This window comes from Hymenobacter telluris (genome assembly GCF_017313265.1).
Taxonomy (GTDB): domain Bacteria; phylum Bacteroidota; class Bacteroidia; order Cytophagales; family Hymenobacteraceae; genus Hymenobacter; species Hymenobacter telluris.
Genome location: NZ_JAFLQZ010000002.1, coordinates 50,658 through 73,298 on the forward strand (window position 1 = coordinate 50,658; position 22,641 = coordinate 73,298).

At 58.1% G+C, this 22,641-nt stretch carries 17 protein-coding genes; 7 read left to right on the forward strand and 10 right to left on the reverse strand.

Annotated elements, in window-relative coordinates:
• Positions 1-80: 80 nt before the first annotated feature.
• From J0X19_RS02590 to J0X19_RS02605, 4 genes are all read left to right on the forward strand, one after another.
• Entirely contained in the window at positions 81-1,343 is a 1,263-nt protein-coding gene (locus J0X19_RS02590) for an ABC transporter permease (RefSeq protein ID WP_206980659.1), read from the forward strand.
• Between the two features lie 310 nt (positions 1,344-1,653).
• On the forward strand, positions 1,654-2,517 hold the full coding sequence (locus J0X19_RS02595; RefSeq protein WP_206980668.1) for an LOG family protein: 864 nt from the start codon (positions 1,654-1,656) through the stop codon (positions 2,515-2,517).
• Between the two features lie 166 nt (positions 2,518-2,683).
• Positions 2,684-3,328, forward strand: a complete 645-nt coding sequence (locus J0X19_RS02600; RefSeq protein WP_206980669.1) for an RBBP9/YdeN family alpha/beta hydrolase — start codon at positions 2,684-2,686, stop codon at positions 3,326-3,328.
• A gap of 121 nt (positions 3,329-3,449) precedes the next feature.
• Complete coding sequence (locus J0X19_RS02605; protein ID WP_206980670.1) at positions 3,450-4,631, forward strand: lycopene cyclase family protein; 1,182 nt, start codon at positions 3,450-3,452, stop codon at positions 4,629-4,631.
• Between the two features lie 28 nt (positions 4,632-4,659).
• On the opposite strand, the gene J0X19_RS02610 is transcribed toward J0X19_RS02605, so the two are convergent.
• The 5 genes from J0X19_RS02610 to J0X19_RS02630 all read right to left on the reverse strand — a co-directional run bounded on the left by J0X19_RS02610 (position 4,660) and on the right by J0X19_RS02630 (position 9,808).
• Positions 4,660-6,534, reverse strand: coding sequence for a PAS domain-containing sensor histidine kinase (locus J0X19_RS02610; RefSeq protein WP_206980671.1), 1,875 nt, complete (start codon positions 6,532-6,534; stop codon positions 4,660-4,662).
• A gap of 84 nt (positions 6,535-6,618) precedes the next feature.
• Entirely contained in the window at positions 6,619-7,065 is a 447-nt protein-coding gene (locus J0X19_RS02615) for a BLUF domain-containing protein (RefSeq protein WP_206980672.1), read from the reverse strand.
• Between the two features lie 281 nt (positions 7,066-7,346).
• Positions 7,347-8,069, reverse strand: a complete 723-nt coding sequence (locus J0X19_RS02620) for an ABC transporter ATP-binding protein (RefSeq protein WP_206980673.1) — start codon at positions 8,067-8,069, stop codon at positions 7,347-7,349.
• A 74-nt stretch (positions 8,070-8,143) separates the two neighbouring features.
• Entirely contained in the window at positions 8,144-8,365 is a 222-nt protein-coding gene (locus J0X19_RS02625; protein ID WP_022821757.1) for a DUF2795 domain-containing protein, read from the reverse strand.
• Positions 8,366-8,509: 144 nt separating this feature from the next.
• Positions 8,510-9,808: a DUF349 domain-containing protein gene (locus J0X19_RS02630; protein WP_206980674.1), complete on the reverse strand. Its 1,299-nt coding sequence runs from the start codon at positions 9,806-9,808 to the stop codon at positions 8,510-8,512.
• Positions 9,809-10,188: 380 nt separating this feature from the next.
• On the opposite strand from J0X19_RS02630, the gene ettA reads away from it, so the two are divergent.
• On the forward strand, positions 10,189-11,856 hold the full coding sequence (ettA, locus tag J0X19_RS02635; protein WP_206980680.1) for an energy-dependent translational throttle protein EttA: 1,668 nt from the start codon (positions 10,189-10,191) through the stop codon (positions 11,854-11,856).
• 95 nt (positions 11,857-11,951) lie between these two features.
• Positions 11,952-12,890, forward strand: a complete 939-nt coding sequence (locus J0X19_RS02640) for an HNH endonuclease (RefSeq protein WP_206980682.1) — start codon at positions 11,952-11,954, stop codon at positions 12,888-12,890.
• Between the two features lie 173 nt (positions 12,891-13,063).
• Here J0X19_RS02640 and J0X19_RS02645 read toward each other — a convergent pair whose 3' ends face one another.
• Positions 13,064-14,404, reverse strand: a complete 1,341-nt coding sequence (locus tag J0X19_RS02645) for a hypothetical protein (RefSeq protein WP_206980684.1) — start codon at positions 14,402-14,404, stop codon at positions 13,064-13,066.
• Positions 14,405-14,718: 314 nt separating this feature from the next.
• Between J0X19_RS02645 and J0X19_RS02650 the strand changes: the two genes are divergently transcribed.
• The gene (locus J0X19_RS02650; RefSeq protein ID WP_206980686.1) at positions 14,719-15,216 is read left to right on the forward strand and encodes a helix-turn-helix domain-containing protein; all 498 of its coding nucleotides are present in this window, start codon (positions 14,719-14,721) and stop codon (positions 15,214-15,216) included.
• A 133-nt stretch (positions 15,217-15,349) separates the two neighbouring features.
• Here the strand turns inward: J0X19_RS02650 and J0X19_RS02655 are convergent, their stop codons facing one another.
• From J0X19_RS02655 to J0X19_RS02670, 4 genes are all read right to left on the reverse strand, one after another.
• Positions 15,350-16,957, reverse strand: a complete 1,608-nt coding sequence (locus J0X19_RS02655; protein WP_206980688.1) for a Na+/H+ antiporter — start codon at positions 16,955-16,957, stop codon at positions 15,350-15,352.
• A gap of 230 nt (positions 16,958-17,187) precedes the next feature.
• Positions 17,188-20,376 (reverse strand): reprolysin-like metallopeptidase, encoded by a 3,189-nt coding sequence (locus tag J0X19_RS02660; protein WP_206980697.1) that lies wholly within the window; start codon positions 20,374-20,376, stop codon positions 17,188-17,190.
• A gap of 231 nt (positions 20,377-20,607) precedes the next feature.
• Positions 20,608-20,961, reverse strand: a complete 354-nt coding sequence (locus tag J0X19_RS02665) for a DNA/RNA non-specific endonuclease (RefSeq protein WP_317194737.1) — start codon at positions 20,959-20,961, stop codon at positions 20,608-20,610.
• A gap of 147 nt (positions 20,962-21,108) precedes the next feature.
• Positions 21,109-22,521 (reverse strand): vanadium-dependent haloperoxidase, encoded by a 1,413-nt coding sequence (locus J0X19_RS02670; RefSeq protein ID WP_206980699.1) that lies wholly within the window; start codon positions 22,519-22,521, stop codon positions 21,109-21,111.
• Positions 22,522-22,641: the final 120 nt, after the last annotated feature.

Here is a 22,641-nt window from a genome sequence, read left to right on the forward strand (position 1 = left end):
TGAGCCTGTCGTTGGAAACAGCGGCATGTAGGCCAGCCGAACATCAAACTCACCACCTCACAAATTCACAATTTCACTTTATGAAAGCTCTGCGTCTGACTTTAGAAAGCTTCCGCTTTGCGTGGCAAGCCCTAAAATCAAATTTGTTGCGGACCATTCTTTCGTTGTTGGGCGTTACGGTGGGCATTTTCGCCATCATATCGGTCTTCACCGTCGTCGATTCGCTGGAGGCCAACGTGCGCCAGAGCATGAGCTTTGTGGGCGACAAGGTGATTTACGTGATGAAAATGCCGTGGACCTTCGACCAGCCCGACTACCCGTGGTGGCGCTATTTTCAGCGGCCGGCCCCCACGGTGCGCGAGTATCAGCTGTTGCAGCGCAGCCTGTCCGATAACCAGCGGGGCGTTGCTATTTATGCGGCTACCGGCGGCAATACCCTGCGGGTGGGTTCCAATAGCCTACAAGGCTGCGCACTCATGGGCGTTTCCTACGATTACCGCAACGTGGCCGACCTGCCCATTGAGGAAGGCCGCTACTTCACCACCCAGGAAGTGGAAGCAGCGCGCAACGTGGCCATTGTGGGCGCCGATATTGCCAGCACGCTATTCCCGAACGGCTCGGCGCTGGGGCAGCAGTTCAAGGCCCGCGGCCTGACGTTCACCATCATTGGCATCGTAAAGAAAGAAGGCAAGAAAATTCTGGATACCCCCAGCAACGATACCAACTGCGTTATTCCGTTCGGGGCGTTCAGCAAGATATTCGCGCTGAGCACCAACGGCCTGACTGGCGTAACGCCCACCATTGCCGTGAAAGGCCGCGACGAGGACGTAGGGCTGCTCGACCTGGAATACGAAATGAAGGGCCTGATTCGCAACATCCGCACCCTCAAACCCCGTGAGGAAGACAACTTCGCCCTCAACCGCCCCGAAATGCTGACCAACATGGTAGGTAAGCTGTTCTCGGTTATTGGTATTGCGGGGGCCGTTATTGGCTCGTTTGCTATGCTGGTAGGCGGTTTCGGTATTGCCAATATCATGTTCGTGTCGGTGAAGGAGCGCACCAACATCATCGGTATTCAGAAGTCGTTGGGAGCCAAGAACTACTTCATCTTGTTCCAGTTTCTGTTTGAAGCCATTTTCCTGTGCTTGATTGGTGGAGCCGCCGGCATCTTTCTGGTATGGCTCATTACGCTGGTGCCGCAGGACGCCATGCCGCTCACCCTGTCGGCGGCCAATATCACCCTGGGCCTTACCGTATCGGTGGTGATTGGGGTACTGGCGGGGATTATCCCGGCCGTACTGGCTGCCAACCTCGACCCGGTTATTGCTATTCGGAGCAAGTAAGGCGTCAAATAGTTACTTATTGATGGTGAACTTCAGCGAGTTGTAATTCACTGCCAATTAGTTAATGCACTTGTAGAGCTGGGGTACCCGGTCCGACGGTTTTTGGGCCGTCGGGCCGAAGCCACTTAACGATTCAGCAATCAACAATTCAATAACCTAACCGAGCAACTATTCACAAGCATCCTGTAATTTGCACGCCTGTTCTTTTAGCCGCTCTAATTGCGTGGGGCGGCTTTTTCTTTTCCCACAATTCCCCATTTTTCCGGCAATCCAGCTCGGCTGGTTTTTGCCTGTAGTTACCCCAGAACCTATGTCTAAGCTCAAAAAAACCAGCCGCACCAAGGCCTCCGATGAGGTGATGAACGCCGGCAGCGGCCAAACTATCCGGCAGCCCGACGTGAATGATAACAAGGTGAAAACCATTAGTGACATTCGGGAGCAAACCCACGGCCAGCGCACCGTGCAGCTCGACGACGAGCAGCGCATCCGCAAAGCCTTCGTTGATAAAGACTGGAACGAAATCAAGATTGCCGACTCCTGGCAGATCTTCAAGGTGATGGCCGAGTTTGTGGAAGGCTTCGAGAAGATGTCGAAAATCGGTCCGTGCGTGAGCATTTTCGGTTCGGCCCGCACCAAGCCCGATAATCCGTACTACAAGATGGCCGAGGAAATTGCGGCCAAGCTGGTGCGCCACGGCTACGGCGTGATTACGGGCGGCGGCCCCGGTATTATGGAGGCCGGCAACAAAGGCGCGCACTCGGAAGGCGGCCGTTCGGTGGGCTTGAACATCGAGCTGCCCTTCGAGCAGTTCAACAACATCTACATCGACCCCGACAAAATCATCAACTTCGACTACTTCTTTGTGCGGAAGGTGATGTTCGTGAAGTATGCGCAGGGCTTCATCGGTATGCCCGGTGGCTTCGGCACCCTCGATGAGCTGTTTGAGGCCATTACCCTGATTCAGACCAAGAAAATTGGCCGCTTCCCCATCGTGCTGGTGGGTACGGCGTACTGGAAAGGCATGTTCGAGTGGATTGAGCAGGTGATGCTGCACGAAGAGCACAACATTTCGCCCGAAGACATGCACCTAGTGCAGCTGGTGGATGACGCCGAGTCGGCCGTGAAAATCATCGACGACTTCTATTCCAAGTATCTGCTTTCGCCGAACTTCTAGTAGGCTTAGCTTCCTGTATAAAGTCAGCTCCTCTGATGAGAAGCTGACTTTTTTATTGTTTGGCCGGGATTGTATATTTTAAAGATTATTAGAATTTTTGAAGTGTAAAATCCAGTCTTCCAAAAACCGCAGTATATGGAAGACGTGTTTCAAAATTCCCTATCTTATGATGTCAGCTCCAACTCAAACGCAAAAAAAAGAAGTGTTCATTGTGCCACGCTGGGCTGGTGCGCCGCACGACGATTGGTATTCGTGGCTTGGCGAGCAGTTGCAGGCAGTGGCCACCGAAGATGGCTTTGATTATCAAGTACGTACGCTGCCAATGCCCGCCTGGGATTTACCAGTTATCGAGCGGGCAGTGGGCTACTTGCAAGAAGTATTGCCGGCGCACAAGCTGAATTCCAACGTGTATTTGGTAGGGCATAGCGTAGGCTGCCTGGCTATTCTGCACTACCTGGCTACTATTGCTAAGGCCACCCCCAACGCCCCCCAAATTGGCGGTGTGCTGTGCGTAGCCGGCTGGTTTTCGGTGGATAGTCCGTGGCAGGAAGTGCTGGATTGGATGCACGCCCCCATCGACTACGAAGCAGCGCGCCGGCTCATTCCGCAAGACAAACTGATTGTGTTGCTGTCCGATGACGACCCGTACACTTCCGGCTACCAAAACAACGAGCAGCTGTGGGTGGAACGGTTGCATTCCCAGGTTAGCATCTTGCCCGGCCGGCAGCACTTCAGTGCCCAGCTGGATTTCGACGTGCGGGATGCCGTGCGCGACCTGGCCGGGGCCATGACTGCGCCGGTACTGAGCTAACAGCACCAGCCAGCACAATGCAAAGCGGGGCCGCAACCGAAGTTTGGTTGCGGCCCCGCTTTATGGTTTCTGAATTCACTCTACCTTGCAACTGCCGTTGTGTTCGAGCGGTTGTGTGTGCGTGACTATACCTTCCAACTACGATTACCTGATAGTGGGCGGCGGCGCGGCCGGCCTTAGCTTGGCCTACCACATCAGCCAGGAACCCCGGCTGGCTACCAAGCGGGTGCTCCTGATTGAGCCCGAAGCCAAAGACCAGAACGACCGTACCTGGTCGTTTTGGGCCGACGAGCCCATGCTATTCGATGGAATTGTAGCGCATGAGTGGAGCAAGATTGCCTTTCGCAGCCCTGGCTTCGAGCGGGTATTCCCGCTGACCCGGCACCGCTACAAAATGATTAGGGGGCTGGACTACTACCAGTTTGTACGCACGGCGCTGGCTGCCGCGCCCCAGTTCACCTGCCTGCGAGGTTCGGTGTCGAAGCTGCAAGCTGCCGCGGCCGGGGTGGCTGCCGAAACCAGTGCCGGGACTTTCACGGCGCAATATGCCTTCGACAGCCGCCCGCCCCAGATGAGCCAGCGCCCCGACAAGCACCGATACTTGTTGCAGCACTTTGTGGGATGGGAAGTGGAAACCACGCAGCCCGCTTTCGACCCCGGCACGGTGGAGTTCATGGATTTCCGGGGCGAGCAGCAGCACGAGGCGCGGTTCATGTACGTGCTGCCATTCAGTGAACGACGAGCGTTGGTGGAATACACCCTGTTCTCGGCGGAAGTGCTGCCGAAAGCAGAGTATGAGCAAGCCATGCGCGACTATCTGGCCGGTTTGGGGGTGACCGACTTTCGGATAGAAGCCGAAGAAGTGGGGGCCATTCCGATGACTGACCACCCGCTGCCTGCTACAGGTGGGGTGCATATCATCAATCTAGGCACCAGAGCTGGCCGGGCCAAGCCTAGCACTGGTTACGCGTTTAAGCGTATTCAGGCCCACTCGGCGCGCTTGGTGCAGGCCTTGGCTGCCACGGGCCGGCCACCCACCAACCCCACCGGTGACCGGTGGCAGTTTCACCTCTTCGACACCTTGCTGCTTGATATTATGCAGCGCCAAGGGCAGCAGACCCGTGAGATTTTTACGGAGATGTTTCAGCGGAACTCCCCGGAACGGATGTTCGACTTTCTGGATGAGAAAACTTCCTGGAAGGAGAACTTTCAGGTAATGAACTCCGTGACGCCGTGGCCTTTCCTGCGCTCCATCTGGCATGTACTGCGCGGGCGCCCCGGCCAACGCAAAGAGGGTGTGTAAAGCTCTTGCCAGGGCGAAGTATTATGGCTTAAGCAGTTAAAGCGTCAAACCAGTGAATCGTGAAGGTGGTGCCTTCGTCTACAACGCTGGCTACCTCCAGATGCCCGCCCCGGCTGCTGATGATGCGCTGCACCAAGTACATGCCTACGCCGGCGCCGCCAATCTGCGGATGCTGACGGGTGAAAGGCTGGAAAACGAGTGCCGGCTCTTCGGGTAGAACCATGCCGCGGCCGTTGTCCTGCACAATAAGAAGAGGGTTGCCCGAATCGGCGGGGATACTGCGCAACAGCACGTGCGGAACACGCTCGGGGTGCGCAAACTTGAGGGCGTTGCTGAGCAGGTTGTGCAGAATGGAGCGCAGATTGGCGCGGCCGTAGGTGAGGGTAGGGGCTTGCTCGAAATCCAGCTCAAGTACGGCGCCCGACTCTTGTACCTGCGTCCGTAAACCCAGTAGCACTTCCTCGGTCACGCTGCGCAAATCCAGCGGTTCGGCCGGGGCCGAAAGGCCGCGCTGGTCCTGTACGGTAGCGGCCAAGTCCTGAAGCGTCAGTTCAAGCTGATGCAGCGCATCGTCCACCATGGTTATTATCTCTGCTTCCTGGGGGTCATCGAACGAAGCCGAGCGGCGCAACTCATCAAACAGGCCCCGCAGGTTGAGCAGCGGCTGTTTCAAATCGTGAGAGGCCGTGTACACGAAGGTGTCCAGGTCGCGGTTGGTGCGGGCCAACTCGTCGTACTGGGTTTGCAATACCTGGCGGAGCCGGTGCTGGTCGTCTACGTCGGTGCAGGCGCCAAACCAGCGGAGGCCGCGGGCATCGGTAAGCTGCCGGGCCCGGATGATGTGCCAACGGTAACGCCCGTCGTGGCGGCGCATCCGGTACAGGCCTTCGTACGACTCGCCGGTAGCAATGCTATGAATCCAACGCCGCGCGGCACCAGCTTGCTCGGTGGGAGCCAGTAAGCTGATCCAGCCGGCCGGCCCCAGTTCTTCGCCGGTCAGCCCCGAGTATTCTCCCGAATACTTGTTGTAATAGTCGATGAAACCCTCGGCGGTGGCAGTCCAGATAAGCTCCGGAATACTGTCGGCCAGAAACCGTAATTCGGCCTCACCCCGGCGCAATGCCTCCGATAATTCGCGCTGGTCATGAATTTCGGTGAGGGCACCGTGCCAGAAAACGGGTTTATCGGGAGCGTGTAGCTCAGGCAAGGCCCGGCTTAGCATCCAGCGGTACTGCCCGTCGTGCCGACGGAGGCGGTACTCGTAGCTCCAGCCCACCCCCGCCGACCGGGCGGCTTCGGTTTGATAGAGCACCCGCAACCGGTCATCGGGGTGGATGAGCAGAGGCCAAATGGCGTTCAGATCGGTCATGGGCGGCTGGCCCGTGAAATAGTACCACTGAGGGCTGACGTATTCGTAAGTGCCCTCAGCATCTACCGTAAACGTGATTTGCGGCACTGTTTCGGTGAGTACCCGCAGGCGCGTATCGAGGCGGCGGGTTTCAATGGCTAGCTCGTGGGTGCGTTGGCGGGCTTCTTCCTGGCCCGTTACGTCCATGGCAAACAGCAGCAAGCCACTCACGGGGCCACCGCCTTCCCGAACCGGCTCTAGCGCAACATCATAATAGCGCTGGGTGGCGGGCGTATCGGGGGCGGTTGTTATCGGCAAGCAGTAGGCCTTGGCTACGTAGGGCTGCCCCCGCTGGTACACCTGTTGCATCACCTCTAGCAGGTCGGCCGGAATGATGCCGGGCTGTTCCATCACCGACTGCCCTTCCGTAATTGGGCTGCCGAGCACCGACTGCATGGCTTCATTCACAAAACCATACCGAAGCTCCGGACCTTGCAAGGTGGCTACTCCTGCCGGCATGTGCCGTAGAATGTCCTGCAATTGCTGCTCACGCATAATCGAAAAGTAAAGAGGTAATATGCCACCTTACTCCCAGCCAGACACGGTGAAGATGAACGAGTACGGTTAAAACAACCACATTTACTGCTGTGTGGGTTCAGTGGCAACAGGCTCGGCCCCAAATACGGCCAGCTTCACCAAGTCCAGAAGCATGGCGTCGGCAATGGTGAGCGAGCTAGGCGGCGGCATAATGTGCGCTGGTAGCAGAAATCCTTGAAGGGTCTCGAAGCCACTGTTTTCCAATGGGTGAAACGCCATCGACCAATCGGGAAAGCTGCGCGCGTTGATGGGCTTACTAATCAGCTTATTCACGTTGGAATGCCGTCCGTCCTGGGCTATTCGCTCGAACAGTGGGTCGAGTATTTCTTGTTCGCCCTCAATGAGTTGCGCAATATTGCCGTGGCTGTAGAAAAGCACACCCGTTACGTTGTGCCGCTCATTGTCGCGGCGGCACTGGGCTAGTAAGCTCTGCAAATCCTGGTCGGAAAGAGGACGTACGGCACGGCTGATGTAGATGATGTGAATCATACCAAAGAAAATCAACGGTCGAGCTTACTGCTCAGTCACGTTGTATGGGCATGCGGAAGCAGGAGTGGAAACTCGATGGAAATTTATAGAAGTACCACTTTCCTTGCAAAGCTCAGCATTAAAATTGATTACTTGGTTTTGAACGTGCCTGTGGTGTGGTAAGCGCCTCCTACACTAAACCATGCGTCCGCTGTGCTGTCACGCTCCTGCTCTAAGGAATACGATAAGCTACCGGGTAGTGGATTTTTCAATCAACTTCTTGCACAATAGCTCAGGCACAACTACACTGGTGAGGCCTCCAGAAACTCCTTGGCCGCCCGAACGGTAGTTGCCGTCAGCGGCTCTAGCTGCGGGGTGGGGTGCGAGAGGTTCAGCAGATAACCGGTCAGGCCAGGCAGATTGTCGAGGTCGTGGGTGATGCACAGGACCGTTTTGCCTTGTTCCAGCACCCACGCCTGCATCAGGTCAAATACGCGGCGGCGGTAATACACGTCGAGCTGCTGAGTAGGCTCGTCGAGGAGGTACAGCGGGGCCTCCTGCAAGCTAAGCTGCGCCAGCCATACCAGCTGCTGCTCCCCTCCCGACAGCAGCGTAAAATCCTGCTCAACCAGGTGCGCTGCTCCTACTTTCTGTAGGGCAGCATCGGCCAACTGGTAATCCGTGGCGGAATACGCACTAAACAGCCCGTGCCTTCGGTAGCGCCCCATGACCACCAACTCCCGCACCCGGATGGGAAAGCCGATAACCGTGCGCTGGGGGAGGTAGGCTAGCAGTCCCTCCGCCGCTGGCCGGCGTACTTGCCGCAGCTCCCGCTCCCCCAGCATAATATTTCCCTGGTAGGGGAGGTGGCCCGTCAGAGCCCGGAAAAGAGTGGTTTTGCCGCAGCCGTTGTGCCCTACTATGGCTACAAAGGCCGGCGCTGGTACCGTTAAAAAAAGGTTGCGGAGCAAGACCCGTTGGCCATACCCCGCAACCAGATTTTCGGTGCGTAGTGCGTAATGCATAGTGCTTAGCTGTTCAAACAAAAAGGAGCGTGCTAGAATCGTTGTTCCAGGCACTACCAACTAAGCACAAAGCACTAATACTCGTCTTCGTTGAACATGAAGTCTTCTTTGGTCGGGTAGTCCGGCCATACTTCCTCAATGCTTTCGTAGGGCTGGCCGTCGTCCTCCAGGGCTTGCAGGTTTTCTACCACTTCCATTGGAGCACCCGAGCGGATAGAGTAGTCAATAAGTTCATCCTTGGTGGCGGGCCAGGGAGCATCTTCCAGGTACGAAGCAAGTTCCAGCGTCCAGTACATAAGCGTGTGTGGGTACGTAAAAGGGTGGTCAAAAGAAAGGAAATTCCAGCCATCAAAAATCTGGCCGGCGCAATATAGCTGACAACGTGACCGTGGAAAGCCTATTGTAGTTGGCAGCAACGTAAGATAGCCGCGAAGGTTGGGTTACGCAACCAAACGTTGGCGCAACATCTCAATCAGGTCGTTTTTCGTGCGAATTTTTCGCTCGAACGCCCGGATTTTTCCTTGCAGCATTTGCCGGAACGCGTCGTTGGCCGGCGCCGAGCTGAGCTTGCCCAGGTTTTCTTCCAAGGTTAGCTGCTCTTGCTGGTCGTATTTGATGAAGTCGCGCAGAGCCTGCACGCGCATCGTTACCTGCTCTTCGGGCTTGGCGGTGGCACTGTCAGGGCGCTTGCGGATGTAGTGCTCCAAGGCACTCAGCTCAAACACCCGGTCGCAGGCCAGAATGAACTGCTCCCACACCCGGTCTGATTCGGGGCCTCGGACGGGGCCCACCTTTTTCCAGGCAGCTTGCAGCTCCTTGGCCCGCGCCACGGCTTCCGACATGGGCCGGTTCAGCAGCTCTACGGCTTCGGCCACCAAGGCGCGCTTGCGGGTCAGGTTGTCGTCGGTGGTGCTGTCCTTGGACTCGTGGCGTTTGCTTTCAATGTGCACCTTCAGGCGCTCGAAAAAGTGGTTGTGCGCCGCCCGGAACTGGGTCCAGAGGTCGTTGGCCTGCTTGCGGGGCAAGGAGCCGCCCACTTCCTTCCAGTCCTGCTGGAGCTTCTTGAGCTTGGCGGTGGTTTCTTCGAACTCCGTGGAATCCTGCAACGCCTCCGACTGCCGAATCAGGGACTTGAACTGGTCGGCGGCCCGGTTGGTCATGGCCTTCTTCTCGTTCTGGAAGGCCTTGCGCCGCACAAAAAACTCGTCGGTAGCCACCCGAAACTGGTTTTCCAGCTCGTCGGTATGCTGCTTGTCTACGGGGCCCGTCTTGATCCAGGCTTGGCGCAGCTCCTGTAGCTCGTCGCCGGCGGTGGTCCAGTCCAGGGCATTGTGCAGGGCCTGCACCTGCTGAATGAGGCTGATTTTGGTGGCCAGGTTTTTCTCGCGGTTGCGGGCCACGGTCACCTTCACGGCATCCTCGGCTTCGGTGAGGCGGTGAAATAGGCTCTCGAAGTCGCCGAGGGCATCGTAAGACGCTACCTGTTCTTTCAAATGCAGGGCCTTCATCAGGAAAGAGCCCTTGTTTTCAGATTCTTCTATCTTCTGGAGTAAGCCCTCCACTTTGCTGCGGAAAAGCTCGAAGCGGTTGGCAAAATATACCAGCGAAGCATCGGCTGATTCTTTCACTTGCCCCACTTTGCGGGCCGGCAGATCCATAAAGGGTTTGAGCCACACCTCGTCGCCCTCAATGTAGCCGTAGCGGCGGGCTTCTGCCAGCAGGTGGTCTTGTTGTTCCATAAACTCAATAACGCGTAGGCGAATCGGGGGTGGTGGGATGAAGGGAGCGGTAGTAGTACCTAAATTGGAAAGACATGCAAGTTTACGGCTTGTTGCAATATATGCTGCATTCCGGGGAGGGTGGCAAACCACGTAAGGGCTGGTTACCTTTGGCGGTGCCCAACTCGCAGTAAATTGCTTTTAACCGAACGTAAGGCCGGTTTGGAAGGTTGGGTGCCCTTCCAAACCAAGGGCTCGGCTCCTAAAAATAGTGAATTCAAACGGCAGATACCTCTGTTAGTACCCTGCTTCCACTTACTTTTTCATTTTATGCGTGTGGAGAGGCCTGTTTTTAGCCCTCCTAACGCGCCAGTCACCATCTTACTCCTTTTCCTTTCCGCATGAGCGACCAGCCCACCATTATCTTTTCGATGGCGGGGGTAAGCAAGATTTACCCCCCACAAAAACAGGTTCTCAAAAACATTTACCTCTCGTTTTTTTACGGCGCTAAAATCGGTGTGCTCGGTCTCAACGGCTCGGGTAAGTCGTCGTTGCTGAAAATTATTGCCGGCCAAGACAAGCAGATTCAGGGCGACGTGGTATGGTCGCCGGGCTACTCGGTGGGCTACCTGGAGCAGGAGCCCCAGCTGGATGCCACCAAAACCGTGCGCCAGGTAATTGAAGAAGGCGTGGCCGAAACCGTTGCTTTGCTCAAGGAGTTCGACGAAATCAACGAAGCCTTCGGGGCCGAAGATGCCGACTTCGACAAGCTGCTGGAGCGCCAGGGCACCGTGCAGGAGCGCCTCGACCAGCTCGACGCCTGGAACCTCGACAACAAGCTGGAGCGCGCCATGGACGCCCTGCGCACGCCCCCCGAGGAAGCCATTATCGGCAACCTCTCCGGTGGCGAGAAGCGCCGCGTGGCGCTGTGCCGCCTACTGTTGCAAGAGCCCGACGTGCTGCTGCTCGACGAACCAACCAACCACCTGGACGCCGAAAGCGTGCTGTGGCTGGAGCAGCACTTGCAGCAGTACAAAGGCACCGTTATAGCCGTCACCCACGACCGGTACTTCCTCGACAACGTGGCCGGCTGGATTCTGGAGCTGGACCGCGGCGAGGGTATTCCGTGGAAAGGCAACTACAGCAGCTGGCTGGAGCAGAAGTCCAACCGCTTAGCTCAGGAAGAGAAAACCGAAAGCAAGCGCCAGAAAACCTTGCAGCGCGAGCTGGAATGGGTACGCATGGCCCCGAAAGCCCGCCAAGCCAAGAGCAAAGCCCGCCTGGCCGGCTACGACAAGATGGTGAACGAGGACTCCAAGGAGAAGGAGCAGAAACTGGAGCTGTTCATTCCTGATGGTCCGCGCCTGGGTGCCCAGGTAATTGAGGCCGAAGGATTGCGCAAAGCATTCGGCGACAAGCTGTTGTTCGAAAACCTGAGCTTTCAGCTGCCCCAGGGCGGTATTGTGGGCATCATCGGGCCGAACGGCGCCGGCAAAACCACGCTGTTCCGCCTGATAACCGACCAGCTCCAGCCCGATGCCGGCACGTTCGTGGTGGGCCCTACCGTGCAGACCGCCTACGTAGACCAGCAACACGACACGCTGGATGCCAGCAAGTCGGTATTCGAAACCATTTCGGGCGGCACCGAAACCATGCTGCTGGCCGGCCGGCAGGTGAACTCCCGCGCTTTCGTGAGCAACTTCAACTTCCGCGGCGGCGACCAGGAAAAGAAAGTGGGCAGCCTCTCGGGCGGCGAGCGGAACCGGGTGCACCTGGCCACTACGCTCAAGCAAGGCGCCAACCTGCTGCTGCTTGACGAGCCCACCAATGACCTGGACGTAAACGCCATCCGGGCCCTGGAAGACGCGCTTGAAAACTTCGCCGGGTGCGCCGTTATCATCAGCCACGACCGGTGGTTCCTGGACCGCCTCGCCACCCACATCCTGGCCTTCGAGGGCGACTCGCAGGTGGTGTGGTTCGAGGGCAACTTCTCCGACTACGAGGAAGCCAAGAAAAAGCGCCTCGGCGACGTAGAGCCCAAGCGGGTGCGGTACCGGAGCTTGGGGTAATCTTAGATTTTGAAGATTAACCGATAGCCGTTGGAGCGAACTTCCAACGGCTATCTGCATCTTAGCCAATCCATAGATGATTCGACGAGCAACAGATGAAATACTATCTAGGGGTTACAGATTGGCGGTGGTATAATTACTTAGGTCAGAATTCTCCTGAAGATGTAAACTTCTGGCAGCCGGGCGGCCGGACAGCGTTTCGAGCACTTGAACCGGGCGGACCTTTCTTGTTTAAGTTGAAAAGCCCCTATAATGCTATTGGCGGCATAGGTTTTTTCGCGGCTCAGAGCCAAGTGCCTCTATCGGTGGCTTGGGATACTTTTGGTCAGCGGAACGGCTTTGAAACGCTGGAACAGTTTCGGGCAGCCATCCAACAAATTCGTGGTGATAAGGACCGTAATCCGACTATTGGCTGCATCGCCCTAACGAACCCCATCTTCTTTCGCCGACAGGATTGGATACCCTTGCCGGTCAACTGGAGCAACAGTATTGTAGTAGGCAAAGGCTACGATACGAATAAAGACTCCGTTGATGCAGCGCTTTGGCAACAGGTACAGGCAGTGCTGGCGCGCTATCAAAGCAGCGACTATACCGGGCAAGATGGAGCATTGGTAGTAACCGAGCCTGCTCCGCTGTATGGCGCGCCGGTGTTGCGGAAGGTGCGTATCGGGCAGGGTGCTTTTCGCTTGTCGGTCACCGACGCATACGCCAAACGGTGCGCCATCACCGGCGAAAAAACGTTGCCCGTGCTGGAAGCAGCGCATATCCGGCCATACGCCGAAGCCGGACCGAATACCGTGACAAACGGACTGTTGCTTCGCTCAGATATGCACAAGCTCTTTGATGACGGCTATATCACGGTTGCCCCCAACTATAAAATCGAAGTCAGCCAACGTATTCGGGAAGAGTTCGAGAACGGGCGCGAGTATTACCAGTACCACGGAAAGGAACTGCTGATATTGCCTACGGCGGTTGATAACAGGCCAAATGTTAATTTCCTAGAGTATCACAATACGACTATTTTCCGGGCATGAGTACTGAGTTGTACTCAACTCACAAACTCAAAACTAGCCTTAACGGTCCACTCTGGTGAGTTCGGCAACCTATTCAACCCGGCGGAGTAGAATCTAAAGCTGCATACAACGGCCCGGCCGCTGGTTTGCTCCACTAGAGGAGAGCCAGCGGCCGGGCCGTATTTATAGTGAACCTATTTCTTGGTCAGGAAGCCGGGTAACGAAGCCGATACATTGAAGCCCAAACGCCATTTCTCATCATTATCCCATTTGCCCTGCAACATAAAGTTAATAGCTGACTCGCCGACTAAAGCCGGCACAAACAAGCCAAAGGTAGCCCGATGGTCGGTTCGAGCATCAAAACGCACATCCTGACGGATTCGGTAGGTAGCATCGAAGCCCAAGCGCCAGCGGTTCCAGAAAAAGCTGTATTGAGCATCGCCCACGGCGCGGTGTAGCTCGGCTGGTTCCGTCGGGTAAAACTTGGATTCCGCTACCGTATTTACAGGTGGCGTGCTAGGGTCCAATTGCTGCGGTAGCACGCGCTGGTACGTTACCTGCCGCTTCGGGTTGAATGTGCGCTGGTTGTTATAGCCGATGCCTACGGCCCCGAAGTACCGCGTCTTGCGTCGTATCCAGCCCTTGTTTAGGCCTAGTCGCATGTCCACGAAGGGAAAACGTTTCTCCTTCATCAAGGAAGTCTCGCTGGCTTGGTAAATGGGCTGCTTTTCATTGTTAAACAAAATTTTGCCCGAAGTCCATACCAAGGCCCGCTGCTTCCATTCTACATCTTTCAGCTGAATACTATCAAGCCGGTCAGCTGTGCGTTTGTCGTGCCAGTCGTAGGCGAGCTGTGTAAGGGTATCGGGTACACAGACGTGCGAGCGTATCCACGCAACTGCCTCCGACGACGACATACCAGCCCATTTTTTCGGTAAGAGTGGACGCAACGCATCAATGGCCTTCCAGTAGGTTTGGCGCAAAGCCATGCGCCGCAGGCCGGCAGGTGATAAAGGATCATCGGCAGGTTCAAGCAATGCATCGTAGTCACGGGTAATCACAATAGCACGTTCCAACACCCCTTGTTCATTGAGCCGGCAAAGCGTGTCGCCGGCTTGCAGCATAGTATTATGCGTGGCTGATTGGCCTCGTGCAGCATCGTATCGGGCTAGTTCCTGGCGCAGCTGCCGATGCAGCTTGGCCCGGTTGGTTGAATCGGGCCAATAATAGGTTGTGGTGGTATTGGGGCCGAAGCGAAACACGTTGAAGGCCAGCCCAGCTCCAACGGTACGTTGATACCTATCGTCGTCGAATATGTTGGTAAAGCCTTCTTCCGACTGGCCCGTTAGTACTGCCTGCACCGAGAAACGCCGCACGCTCCGTAGTCTAAACAGGTTGGTACCCATGTTCAGTGTGAAGCTCTTATCCGTTATAGCAGCGCTTACGCCAGGTAATTTGCTTTGCGCAACCAGCGTACCACTCATCAACTGTAAATCTTTGAGGCGAACACTGTCGCGGTATAAGTTCTCCGTCACAACCCGATAGAGAGCAGGGGTAGGGCCTGTCATAGCACGGACGGCATCGAGGCGTTGTTCGTTAGCGGTACGGACTTGACCAAAGGCTGGTGCTACTATCAGTAATACTGCTATGGATAAAAGATGCTTCATACTGTCAGTATTGAGAAGGTTGGCAACTACATTATACTCCGACGGGGCAAACCTATTCGCTTTGCGGAAGCCTTTACTACCGTGCCAGCACTGAATTTTTGGGGCATGACCTCCGTGTCAGGCGCTTGATTTCGTTGTAGCGAATCGATTATTTTTTCGTCGATTCGCTACAAACTCACCCGATGGCTCGCCCGCTCACCCATTCCAACCCCTCCGACACCCTCGAAGCCGCCGTGCGGGAGCATTTCGGGCTGAGCCAGGACGAGCTGGCCCGCTACCTCGGCGTCACGCGGGGGCTGGTGGCGCACCTGGAGGCCGGCCGTCGGTTGCCCACGGCAGCTGGTAGTCGGCGGCTGGGATATCTGGCGCTGCTGCCGCCGCCTACCGGGGCGGGGCCGGTTGCGCCCCGCTTTGTGGTGCCCGAGGTGCCGGCTCCGGTGGCGTTGCCCGAGCTGCCTGAGATGGACGGGAAGTTGGCGGTGGCGCCGCCGCGGCGGCGGCTGTTGCAGGTGCGGGCGCAGGCGGCGCGGCTGCGGCTGGAGCTGCATAAGGCCGGCAAGGGCGCGGTAGTGGGGCAACGGCGGGCGTGGGGGCTGGCTCAGCTGCAAGCGGCACTGTCGCCGCTCGGCGTTACAGATGCCACCGAGCAGGCTCGCTTTGGGTGCTGTTTGCCGAATTGAGGCCGCCGTGCCTACGCCGGCCTAACGCGCCGCCTAGCAACTAACTTATAGCACGAATTATGTAGTTCGCACCACAGAACGACTAGCTGGCGCGGGGGCGCGAACTGCAAAGTTCGCGCTACGGGGGACCTCCTTAGTGCGGCATATGGCTAATCTTCGCCTCATCCAAATCCAGCTGGGCTTCCTGGTGGCGGAGCATGTGGTCCTCGAATACGTCTTGGCGGCGCAGTACAGCCAACTCTTCGCGCTGTACTTGGAGCACGTCGAGCAACACGTGGTGGTAGCGTTGCAGGGCCTGGCGCTTGGATTCGTCGTAGTCGAGGGCTTCGAGCAGATTGCCGGTGCGCTGGGCTTCGGCCTGCATGCGTTGTTGTAAGGCCCGGATCAACTCGTTCTGTTCCAGGTCGGTGGAATACCGCTGGTCGAGGTGGGCCAGGGCGGCTTGGCGGAGCCGTAGCCGGATGCCCGCTTCCTGCTCTTCGGCAGGCATCTGTTCGTCGGTGTTGGAAATACCGGTGAGGCGGATAAGCAGCGGCAGCGTAAGGCCCTGAAAAACCAGCGTCACGAGGATAACCACGAAGGTGATAAACAAAATCAGGTTGCGCTGCGGAAACGCCTGCCCGTTGGCTAGCAGCAACGGCACCGACAGCGCCGACGCCAACGACACCACACCCCGCATACCCGCCCAGCCCATAACCAAAGGAGCCTGCCAGCCTGGGCTGGGCTCCGTGCTGCGGATATTGTAGCTCCACCAGCGCGGTACGAAAGCCGCCGGATACATCCACAGCAGCCGAATCACGATAATAATACCGCTGATGAGCAGGCCGTAGGTAATAGCTTGCTGGAGCGAGTAGCTGCCCAATCCTTCCATAGCCATGGGCAGCTGCAACCCAATCAGAATGAACACCAGCCCGTTCAGCACAAAGCCCACGCTGGCCCACACATTGCTGGTTTGAAGGCGGGTATTGGCATCAAACACGCGGTGCGAGTGAAACGACATCAGCAAACCACCGCTCACCACCGCCAATACCCCCGAAAAGTGGAATTCCTCGGCCAGCAGGTACATAGCATAGGGCGCCAGAAACGTAAGCACTGTGTTGATGCTGGGCGTGGTAGGTAGGTAGCGGTGAATTAGGTAGAAGCCGTGCGCCACCGCCAGCCCCACCACAATGCCCATACCGCTCACCAGCAGAAACGTGGTGGCCGCCTGCTGCCACGCAAACGTGCCCGATACCACCGCCGCCAGTGCAAACCGGAACACAATCAAGCTACTAGCGTCGTTGATGAGGCTCTCGCCTTCCAGAATAGCCGTGACGCGGCGCGGTACCTTAATACCCTTCAGCACCGACGTGGCGGCCACGGCATCGGGCGGCGAAATGATGCCCCCCAGCAGAAACCCCAGCGCCAGCGTAAACCCCGGAATAACTGCCCGTGATACGTAGGCCACGATGGTGGAAGTGAAAAACACCAGCCCGAACGCCAGGAGCCCAATGGGTCGTTTCCAGCGCCAGAATTCGCGCCACGAAGTGTACCAGGCGGCTTCGTAGAGCAGCGGCGGCAGGAATATCAGGAAAATCAGGTCGGGGTCGATAATGATATGGGGCAAGCCAGGAATGAAACTCAGTGCCAAGCCGCCCAGCACCAGGAAAATAGGATAGGAGATGCGCAGCTTTTGCCCTAGCATCACGAGCAGCAGCATAGCAAACAGCAACCCCAGAACCAGCAGTATTTTTTCGTGCATCGGTAGCAGCGTAAGGATGAAGCCCGGCAAACGGTCGGCGGAAGGTAGTGCTTCACCATGAAAGTTGGCATTACGGAGTGTGGTGCGTTGCAGCTTGCCTGCGTACTACAGCCCGCCAAGGAAGCAACCCAACTACCGCCTTTCTAGGGCTGCTTACCATCAAAAAAAGGCCGATGCTACAATCAGCATCGGCCTTTTCTAGAAGAAGAAGGAGGTACGGGTGGCTTGTGCTACTCTACCACTACTCGGCGCACGGCGGGAGCCTGGCCCGCCACTTGTACCGTAAGAATGTAAGTGCCTGCCGCCAGACCAGTAGTGGGCAGCTCAGTAGTGGTGCCGCTGAAGCTGCGGGTGGCTACGCGCTGGCCCAGCACATTGTGCAGGGTTACGGTAGCGGCAGGAGCCGCAGCGGACAAGGATACGTTGAAGGCAGCATTGGTGCCCGCCGGGTTCGGCCACACGCGGAAGGCGGCCTCATTGGCGCTCTTATTAGCCAGCGGGGCACAAGTAGCCAGCAGCGCAAAGTTGCCGGTTTCTCCTTCCCAACCCGACACAAATATCCGGTAGGTGGTGCCGGCCACCGAGTTGAAGGCCACGCTGGACGCCACACCGCAGCCCGCACCATCGTCGTTGCCGGCTATGCACACGTAAGCGCCGCAGGTACCGCTGTACACAAATAGCTTCGAGTCGTAATCGGTGAAAGCGTCGCAGGTGCTCACCGTGATACGGCCACCGGTGCCCACCAAGGTGTAAAACGAACCGCCGCCATCTACGCTGGTAGTGCAGTTGCCGGTTGGGTCGCCGGTGGTGGTAACGCCTTCGGTGGTACCCGTCACGCGTACGCCGCAAGTCAGGGGCAGGGCCGCCGAGCACAGGTCATTAACCGGCGGTGGCGAGAGGGTGCGGAACGGTAGCGCGGCCGGGTCGGCGGTGGCACCATTTGCGCAGTTGCCCACCACGCGCACCACATAGTTGGTAGCGGGCTGCAAGCCAGTGAGCGTAGCCGTAGAGGCGGTTACGGTTTGCGTAGTCGTGGCTGGCAGCGTTGTGATGGTGTAGCTGAGGTTGGAAGGAGCCCCTACAAAGCTGATAGTAGCCGAAGTCAGCGTGCGGTTGGTTACCACCAACTCGGAAGGCGCGCTGCACAGCGGCGGAGCCGTAGTCGTGAAGCTGGCCGTAGCGGCTACCGAGGTGCCGAAGGTGCTGCACGCCGTAACAATATGCACGGTGTACGCGGTGCCAGGCGTCAGGCCGGTCAGCGTTACCGGCGAGGTCGTGACGGTTTGGGTGGTGGTAGCAGGCGTGGTTGTTACCACATATTGTACGGCGCCCGCGCTGGCCGTGAAGGCTACACTGGCGCTGGTATTGGTGATGCCATTTACGGCCACTGCCGTAGGCGGCGCGCACACCGTGGGGCTGCTGATGGTGAAGTTGCGGTTGGAGATGTCGAAGAAGTAGTTGCCCACCGCTTCCACCATCACCCGCGCCGTGGTAGTGGCCACGTTCGGCACCCGCACGGTGGCCGTACCGTTGTTGGCTACGTTCAGGGCCAGGGCCGTTGGGTAGGTGTAGCCGCCATCGGTGCTGAGGCGGATGTTCACGGTGGCACAGTTCACGCCATTGGCAGTGGTGCCGGCCACGTTCCAGGTTACGGTTTGGGTGGTACCGCCCACCCAGGCCACCGCCGCCGTATCGGGGCTGGTAACCAGGAAGGGCCCGGCAGCGCTGGTTACGCGCAGCTTCAGCGAGTCGCTACTCGTGACGCCGCCAATAACGCCCACAGTGCTACGGTGCTGGTCGCGCACGGTGCACTTAAAGGTCATCCGCCGCGTAACGGTGGGCAGCCGCTCCCCAATAACCACCGAGTCGCGCACGATGCTGCGCAGCTGTGGGAAGTAGCGCGTAGGCGAGGCCGTAGGTACAAACGAGCGGAACAGCGGCACGTTGTTGTTGGCTACTTGTGTGGCAGTAGGAGCGCCGGCTGAGCCCAAATCTATTTCCTCCCAATTGTAGGTGAGGGTGTCGGAATCCGCATCCACCCCGAAGGCCGTCAGCTTGAAGGGCGTGCCGATGGGCAGCGTTAGGTTGTTGGCCGGAATCCGCACGATAGGCAGCGTATTGCCGGTAGGCGTGGTAACGGGGCAGGTAGTGGTGGTGATGAAGCCGCGCATCTCCTCGAAGTTGCCCACGTGGAAAAAAGCATCGGAGTTGCGCTGAATGTTTTGCGCGCCGCAAATACCGGCGTAGGCCATAATCGTGCTGCCCGAACCTGGTTCCCAGGCCGTATCGGCGCTGCGGTTGCCGCCCGCACAACTGCCGGTGCTGCCGTTGAAAGGGTGGCTACCGCTGAACTGGTGGCCCATTTCGTGGGCCACATAATCAATGTCAAACGCATCGGCCACTGGCGAGCTGCTGCCCGTTACGCCCCGCGCCTTGTTGCCCGTTGCGCATACTACCGCATAGCCGGCCACGCCCCCGCCGCCTGTGCTAAACACGTGCCCGATGTCGTAGTTGGCGTTGCCAATGCGGGTGTCAATGGTGGTTTGGTTTTGGCCCAGCATTGTGCTACCGTTGGTGTTGGTGTAGGGGTCGGTGGTAGCGTTGAGGTAAATCAGGGAATCGTTGTTGGGCACCAGAATCAGGCGCACGGCTAGTTCCTTTTCGTACACGCCCACCACGCGGTTCACGCTCGTTACAATGGCTGCCTGCACCAGAGGCCGGGTACCGCCGTGGAAGGTGGAATACTCGCCGGTAGTAGCTACGGCCACGCGGTAGGTGCGCAGCAAGCTGCCGCTGCCAATAGCGGCGGCGCTGCTGGTGCCCGGCGTGGTTTGGGGCCGGGCCGCACTGGTGCGCTCCGGCTTAGCTGGCCGGAAGTCGCAAGCCATAGTTTCGGTGGCCGTTGGGCGAATGTCGCGCCGGAAAAAGCTTAGGTAGTGCCGCACGTCGCCGCGCCGGCTAGGCTCAATGTACACCGTGCCCGTCGTGGCCGACAGAATCTGGGCGTGGAAGCCGGCGGGCGTCAGGTCGAGGCGCACAGTAGCCGTGGCATCATCGAGGCCGCGGCCGGTGTAGGTTTTTATATTGGGGTACCGAGCAGCCAGTGCCGGTGCCATTACGCTGGTTTGCCACACGGCAAAGCGGCTCGTACGGCCATCGGGTAGGGGCAATGCCAGCACCAAGGGGGAGGCACCGGGCTGGTTTTCAACAGGAGCAAGCGCCAGTACCGTCCGGGCCGTGGCCACATCGAGGGTCAGGGCGCGGCTCCGGTCCAGAGCCGCGGCTAGCGGTGTGGCTTCACCCGCTTCATCCCGCAGTAAAGTAGCGCCGGGTTGCTGCGCCGAGGCAGTGGACAGCGAAAACAACAGCGCCAGACTGCCTAGCAGGCGTCGGGTCCTGGTATAGTAGTTTTGTTTCAAGTGGAAAGGGTTGAATGTGGAAGTCGCTCTAAATGTACGCCTTCAAGCCCCACCAGCCTAGAATATGCCACAGTACATATGCGTGATGGAGCGCAGCTAATCATAAAACTGCCCACTTCTACCAGATAGAAGCGGGCAGTTTATGGGCGCGAATAGAACCAATAGGAGGCGGAAGAATAGTGGTGACTTGAGCGTAGTGGAAGCCTACCGAAGCAGGTGCTCAACCTTGCCCTACTGCGTCGGCCCCGTATCTACCCGGGCTTCCAAGGTGGCCTGCACGGCAGGCGCCACCGCCGACAGCAAATCCAGGCCGGTGGCGGCTTCCAGGGCATCAACGGTGGTGCGGTAGTTGCCCCAGGCGGCCCCTACCGAATTCTGATTGGGGGCGTTGACGGCAATAACGCGGGTGCCAGCGTCTACGTCGTCGGGGCTGTGCTGGCCGGCGGGTAGCACCACTACTACTTTCCAGCAGCGGGCTGGTACCGTCACGCGGCCTTGGTCGATGGTGTTGTCGGGGCCCTGGGAGCCGGTGCCGCCGGTGCCGTAGCTGCCCATGATGATGTATAGTTCGTTGCCACCGCGCACCAGGGTGCGGCAGCCGACTCACCGCTAGGGCGTAGAAATACGCCCCGGCCTTTAGCATTACGGACCGGGCGAAGGAAGCTATAGCTTGGTTTTGTAATGCTGTTGATCAGGTTAATAGATCCACCATCACGGCTGTAGCGCAACACGCTACTTGAATAGAGCTGCCGTATCCTCACCCACCCGAGTCCCTATCTCGTAGCCGCCATTCGCGTCGAACTGGTAGTGAACCCCCAGATACACGCGGCTGCGGCCGTTTTCGAGGGCCGCCTGCGTGAAAGAAGTGAAGTGCCGGGTGCGACGGATGCCGTTAGCGTCGCGCAGGGCATGCGGGTCTTCGGTAGTGGCGGTGAAGGCAATATTGTCGGTGCCGTAGAAGGTGCGCATGGCGGCGGCGTGGGCCGCCCCGAACGTAGAATGCCCCGATACGTAGGCTGGGAAGTTGGGCGAGAAGCGCGTGCCAGAGGTCATGGCCGAAAGTGGCTGCCAGTCCGGGTCGGGGGTGGTGCCGTCGTTGCCATCCGTAGCGGCCCGTTGTATGGCCGTTTCGGGCCGCCACAGGCGCATGGGCTTGTTGCCGTTCGGCAGGAAATATTTAGCGTGCCAGGCCACCACCGAGGCATTCACCATAGCCGTGCCTACCATGGCAAATAAGCGTGCCGTTTCAAGCAGGCCCTTTTTGGCCGGCGTGCCACCATTAGCCAAGTGGTCTTTCAGGGTGCCCTGCTGCTTGGCTATGGTTTGGGTGATGGTGTACAGCTGACCGGGCGGCTTGGAGGTGCCGTTGAGGTCGTTGGCCCAGAAGATGGCAATTTCGGTTTGCTCCGGGGTGCGGTCCGTAGAGTGCATCCCGCCCAGCCGCTTCACTTCCCGCACCTGCGCCGCATACAGTTCCGACTTCAGAAGTTTGCTGTAGTCGAACAGGGCGAATGGAATATCCTTGGGCTCGTAGTGGCTCGTAGGCAGCGTGGCGGGGTCGAGCAGGAACAGTGGTACCTTGCCCCAATGCGGGGTGAGGGCGGGGCCGGAGCCGGTATCGCGCCATTCGCCCGCCAGGCCGTTGGGGTTAAGTGGCGGCTTTTCATTCATGTCCAGCCCGTCGTAGGCGGGAGAGGCAGCTTTTTTGATGGGGAATTTGTCGATGACAGCCTTTGCTATAGCCTTGCCAAACGTATCGGAATCCTGGTCGATAGGGGTGGGGCCAGAGTTGATAAGCTCCTTGGCGTGCAACTCCGCGCCCGCTTTAATTTGGTATGGGTCAAACGGATTGATGGTGCCGCCCTGCATGCCCTTCGACAGCCGGATATAGAAATCCAGCGCATCGGTGAGGGCGTAGCAAGCCGCGTAAGCCGCGCTGATGGCCGGGTCGGGAGTGCCCGATTTCGCTACCGGGGCCACTACGTTGGGGTAGGTGTTACCGGTGAGTTGGTTCACGGCCTCGTACATAGCCAGGTGCATGACGGCTCCCATGTGCGAAAGGGGGCCTGGAGCACCTCCGATGCGGCGTACCACATCCAGATAAATGTTGTTCCAGGCAATTACGATGTTTCCGGGAGGAGTCATAGTGCAAAGTGATATGGAGGAAGAAGAAAAAAAGTACGCAAGCCCGACCTAGCCTATTCCGCCGACTATATCTGCGCAGGGTGCTCGAAAATCACCAGCCAAGTTGGCGGCTGCTGTGGT

Coding starts and splice junctions, on each gene's coding strand:
- J0X19_RS02595 (WP_206980668.1), top strand. CDS start 1,654: ATGTCTAAGCTCAAAAAAACCAGCCGCACCAAGGCCTCCGATGAGGTG.
- J0X19_RS02600 (WP_206980669.1), top strand. CDS start 2,684: ATGATGTCAGCTCCAACTCAAACGCAAAAAAAAGAAGTGTTCATTGTG.
- J0X19_RS02590 (WP_206980659.1), top strand. CDS start 81: ATGAAAGCTCTGCGTCTGACTTTAGAAAGCTTCCGCTTTGCGTGGCAA.
- J0X19_RS02610 (WP_206980671.1), bottom strand. CDS start 6,534: ATGCGTGAGCAGCAATTGCAGGACATTCTACGGCACATGCCGGCAGGA.
- J0X19_RS02670 (WP_206980699.1), bottom strand. CDS start 22,521: ATGACTCCTCCCGGAAACATCGTAATTGCCTGGAACAACATTTATCTG.
- J0X19_RS02620 (WP_206980673.1), bottom strand. CDS start 8,069: ATGCATTACGCACTACGCACCGAAAATCTGGTTGCGGGGTATGGCCAA.
- J0X19_RS02630 (WP_206980674.1), bottom strand. CDS start 9,808: ATGGAACAACAAGACCACCTGCTGGCAGAAGCCCGCCGCTACGGCTAC.
- J0X19_RS02655 (WP_206980688.1), bottom strand. CDS start 16,957: ATGCACGAAAAAATACTGCTGGTTCTGGGGTTGCTGTTTGCTATGCTG.
- J0X19_RS02640 (WP_206980682.1), top strand. CDS start 11,952: ATGAAATACTATCTAGGGGTTACAGATTGGCGGTGGTATAATTACTTA.
- J0X19_RS02625 (WP_022821757.1), bottom strand. CDS start 8,365: ATGTACTGGACGCTGGAACTTGCTTCGTACCTGGAAGATGCTCCCTGG.
- ettA (WP_206980680.1), top strand. CDS start 10,189: ATGAGCGACCAGCCCACCATTATCTTTTCGATGGCGGGGGTAAGCAAG.
- J0X19_RS02615 (WP_206980672.1), bottom strand. CDS start 7,065: ATGATTCACATCATCTACATCAGCCGTGCCGTACGTCCTCTTTCCGAC.
- J0X19_RS02650 (WP_206980686.1), top strand. CDS start 14,719: ATGGCTCGCCCGCTCACCCATTCCAACCCCTCCGACACCCTCGAAGCC.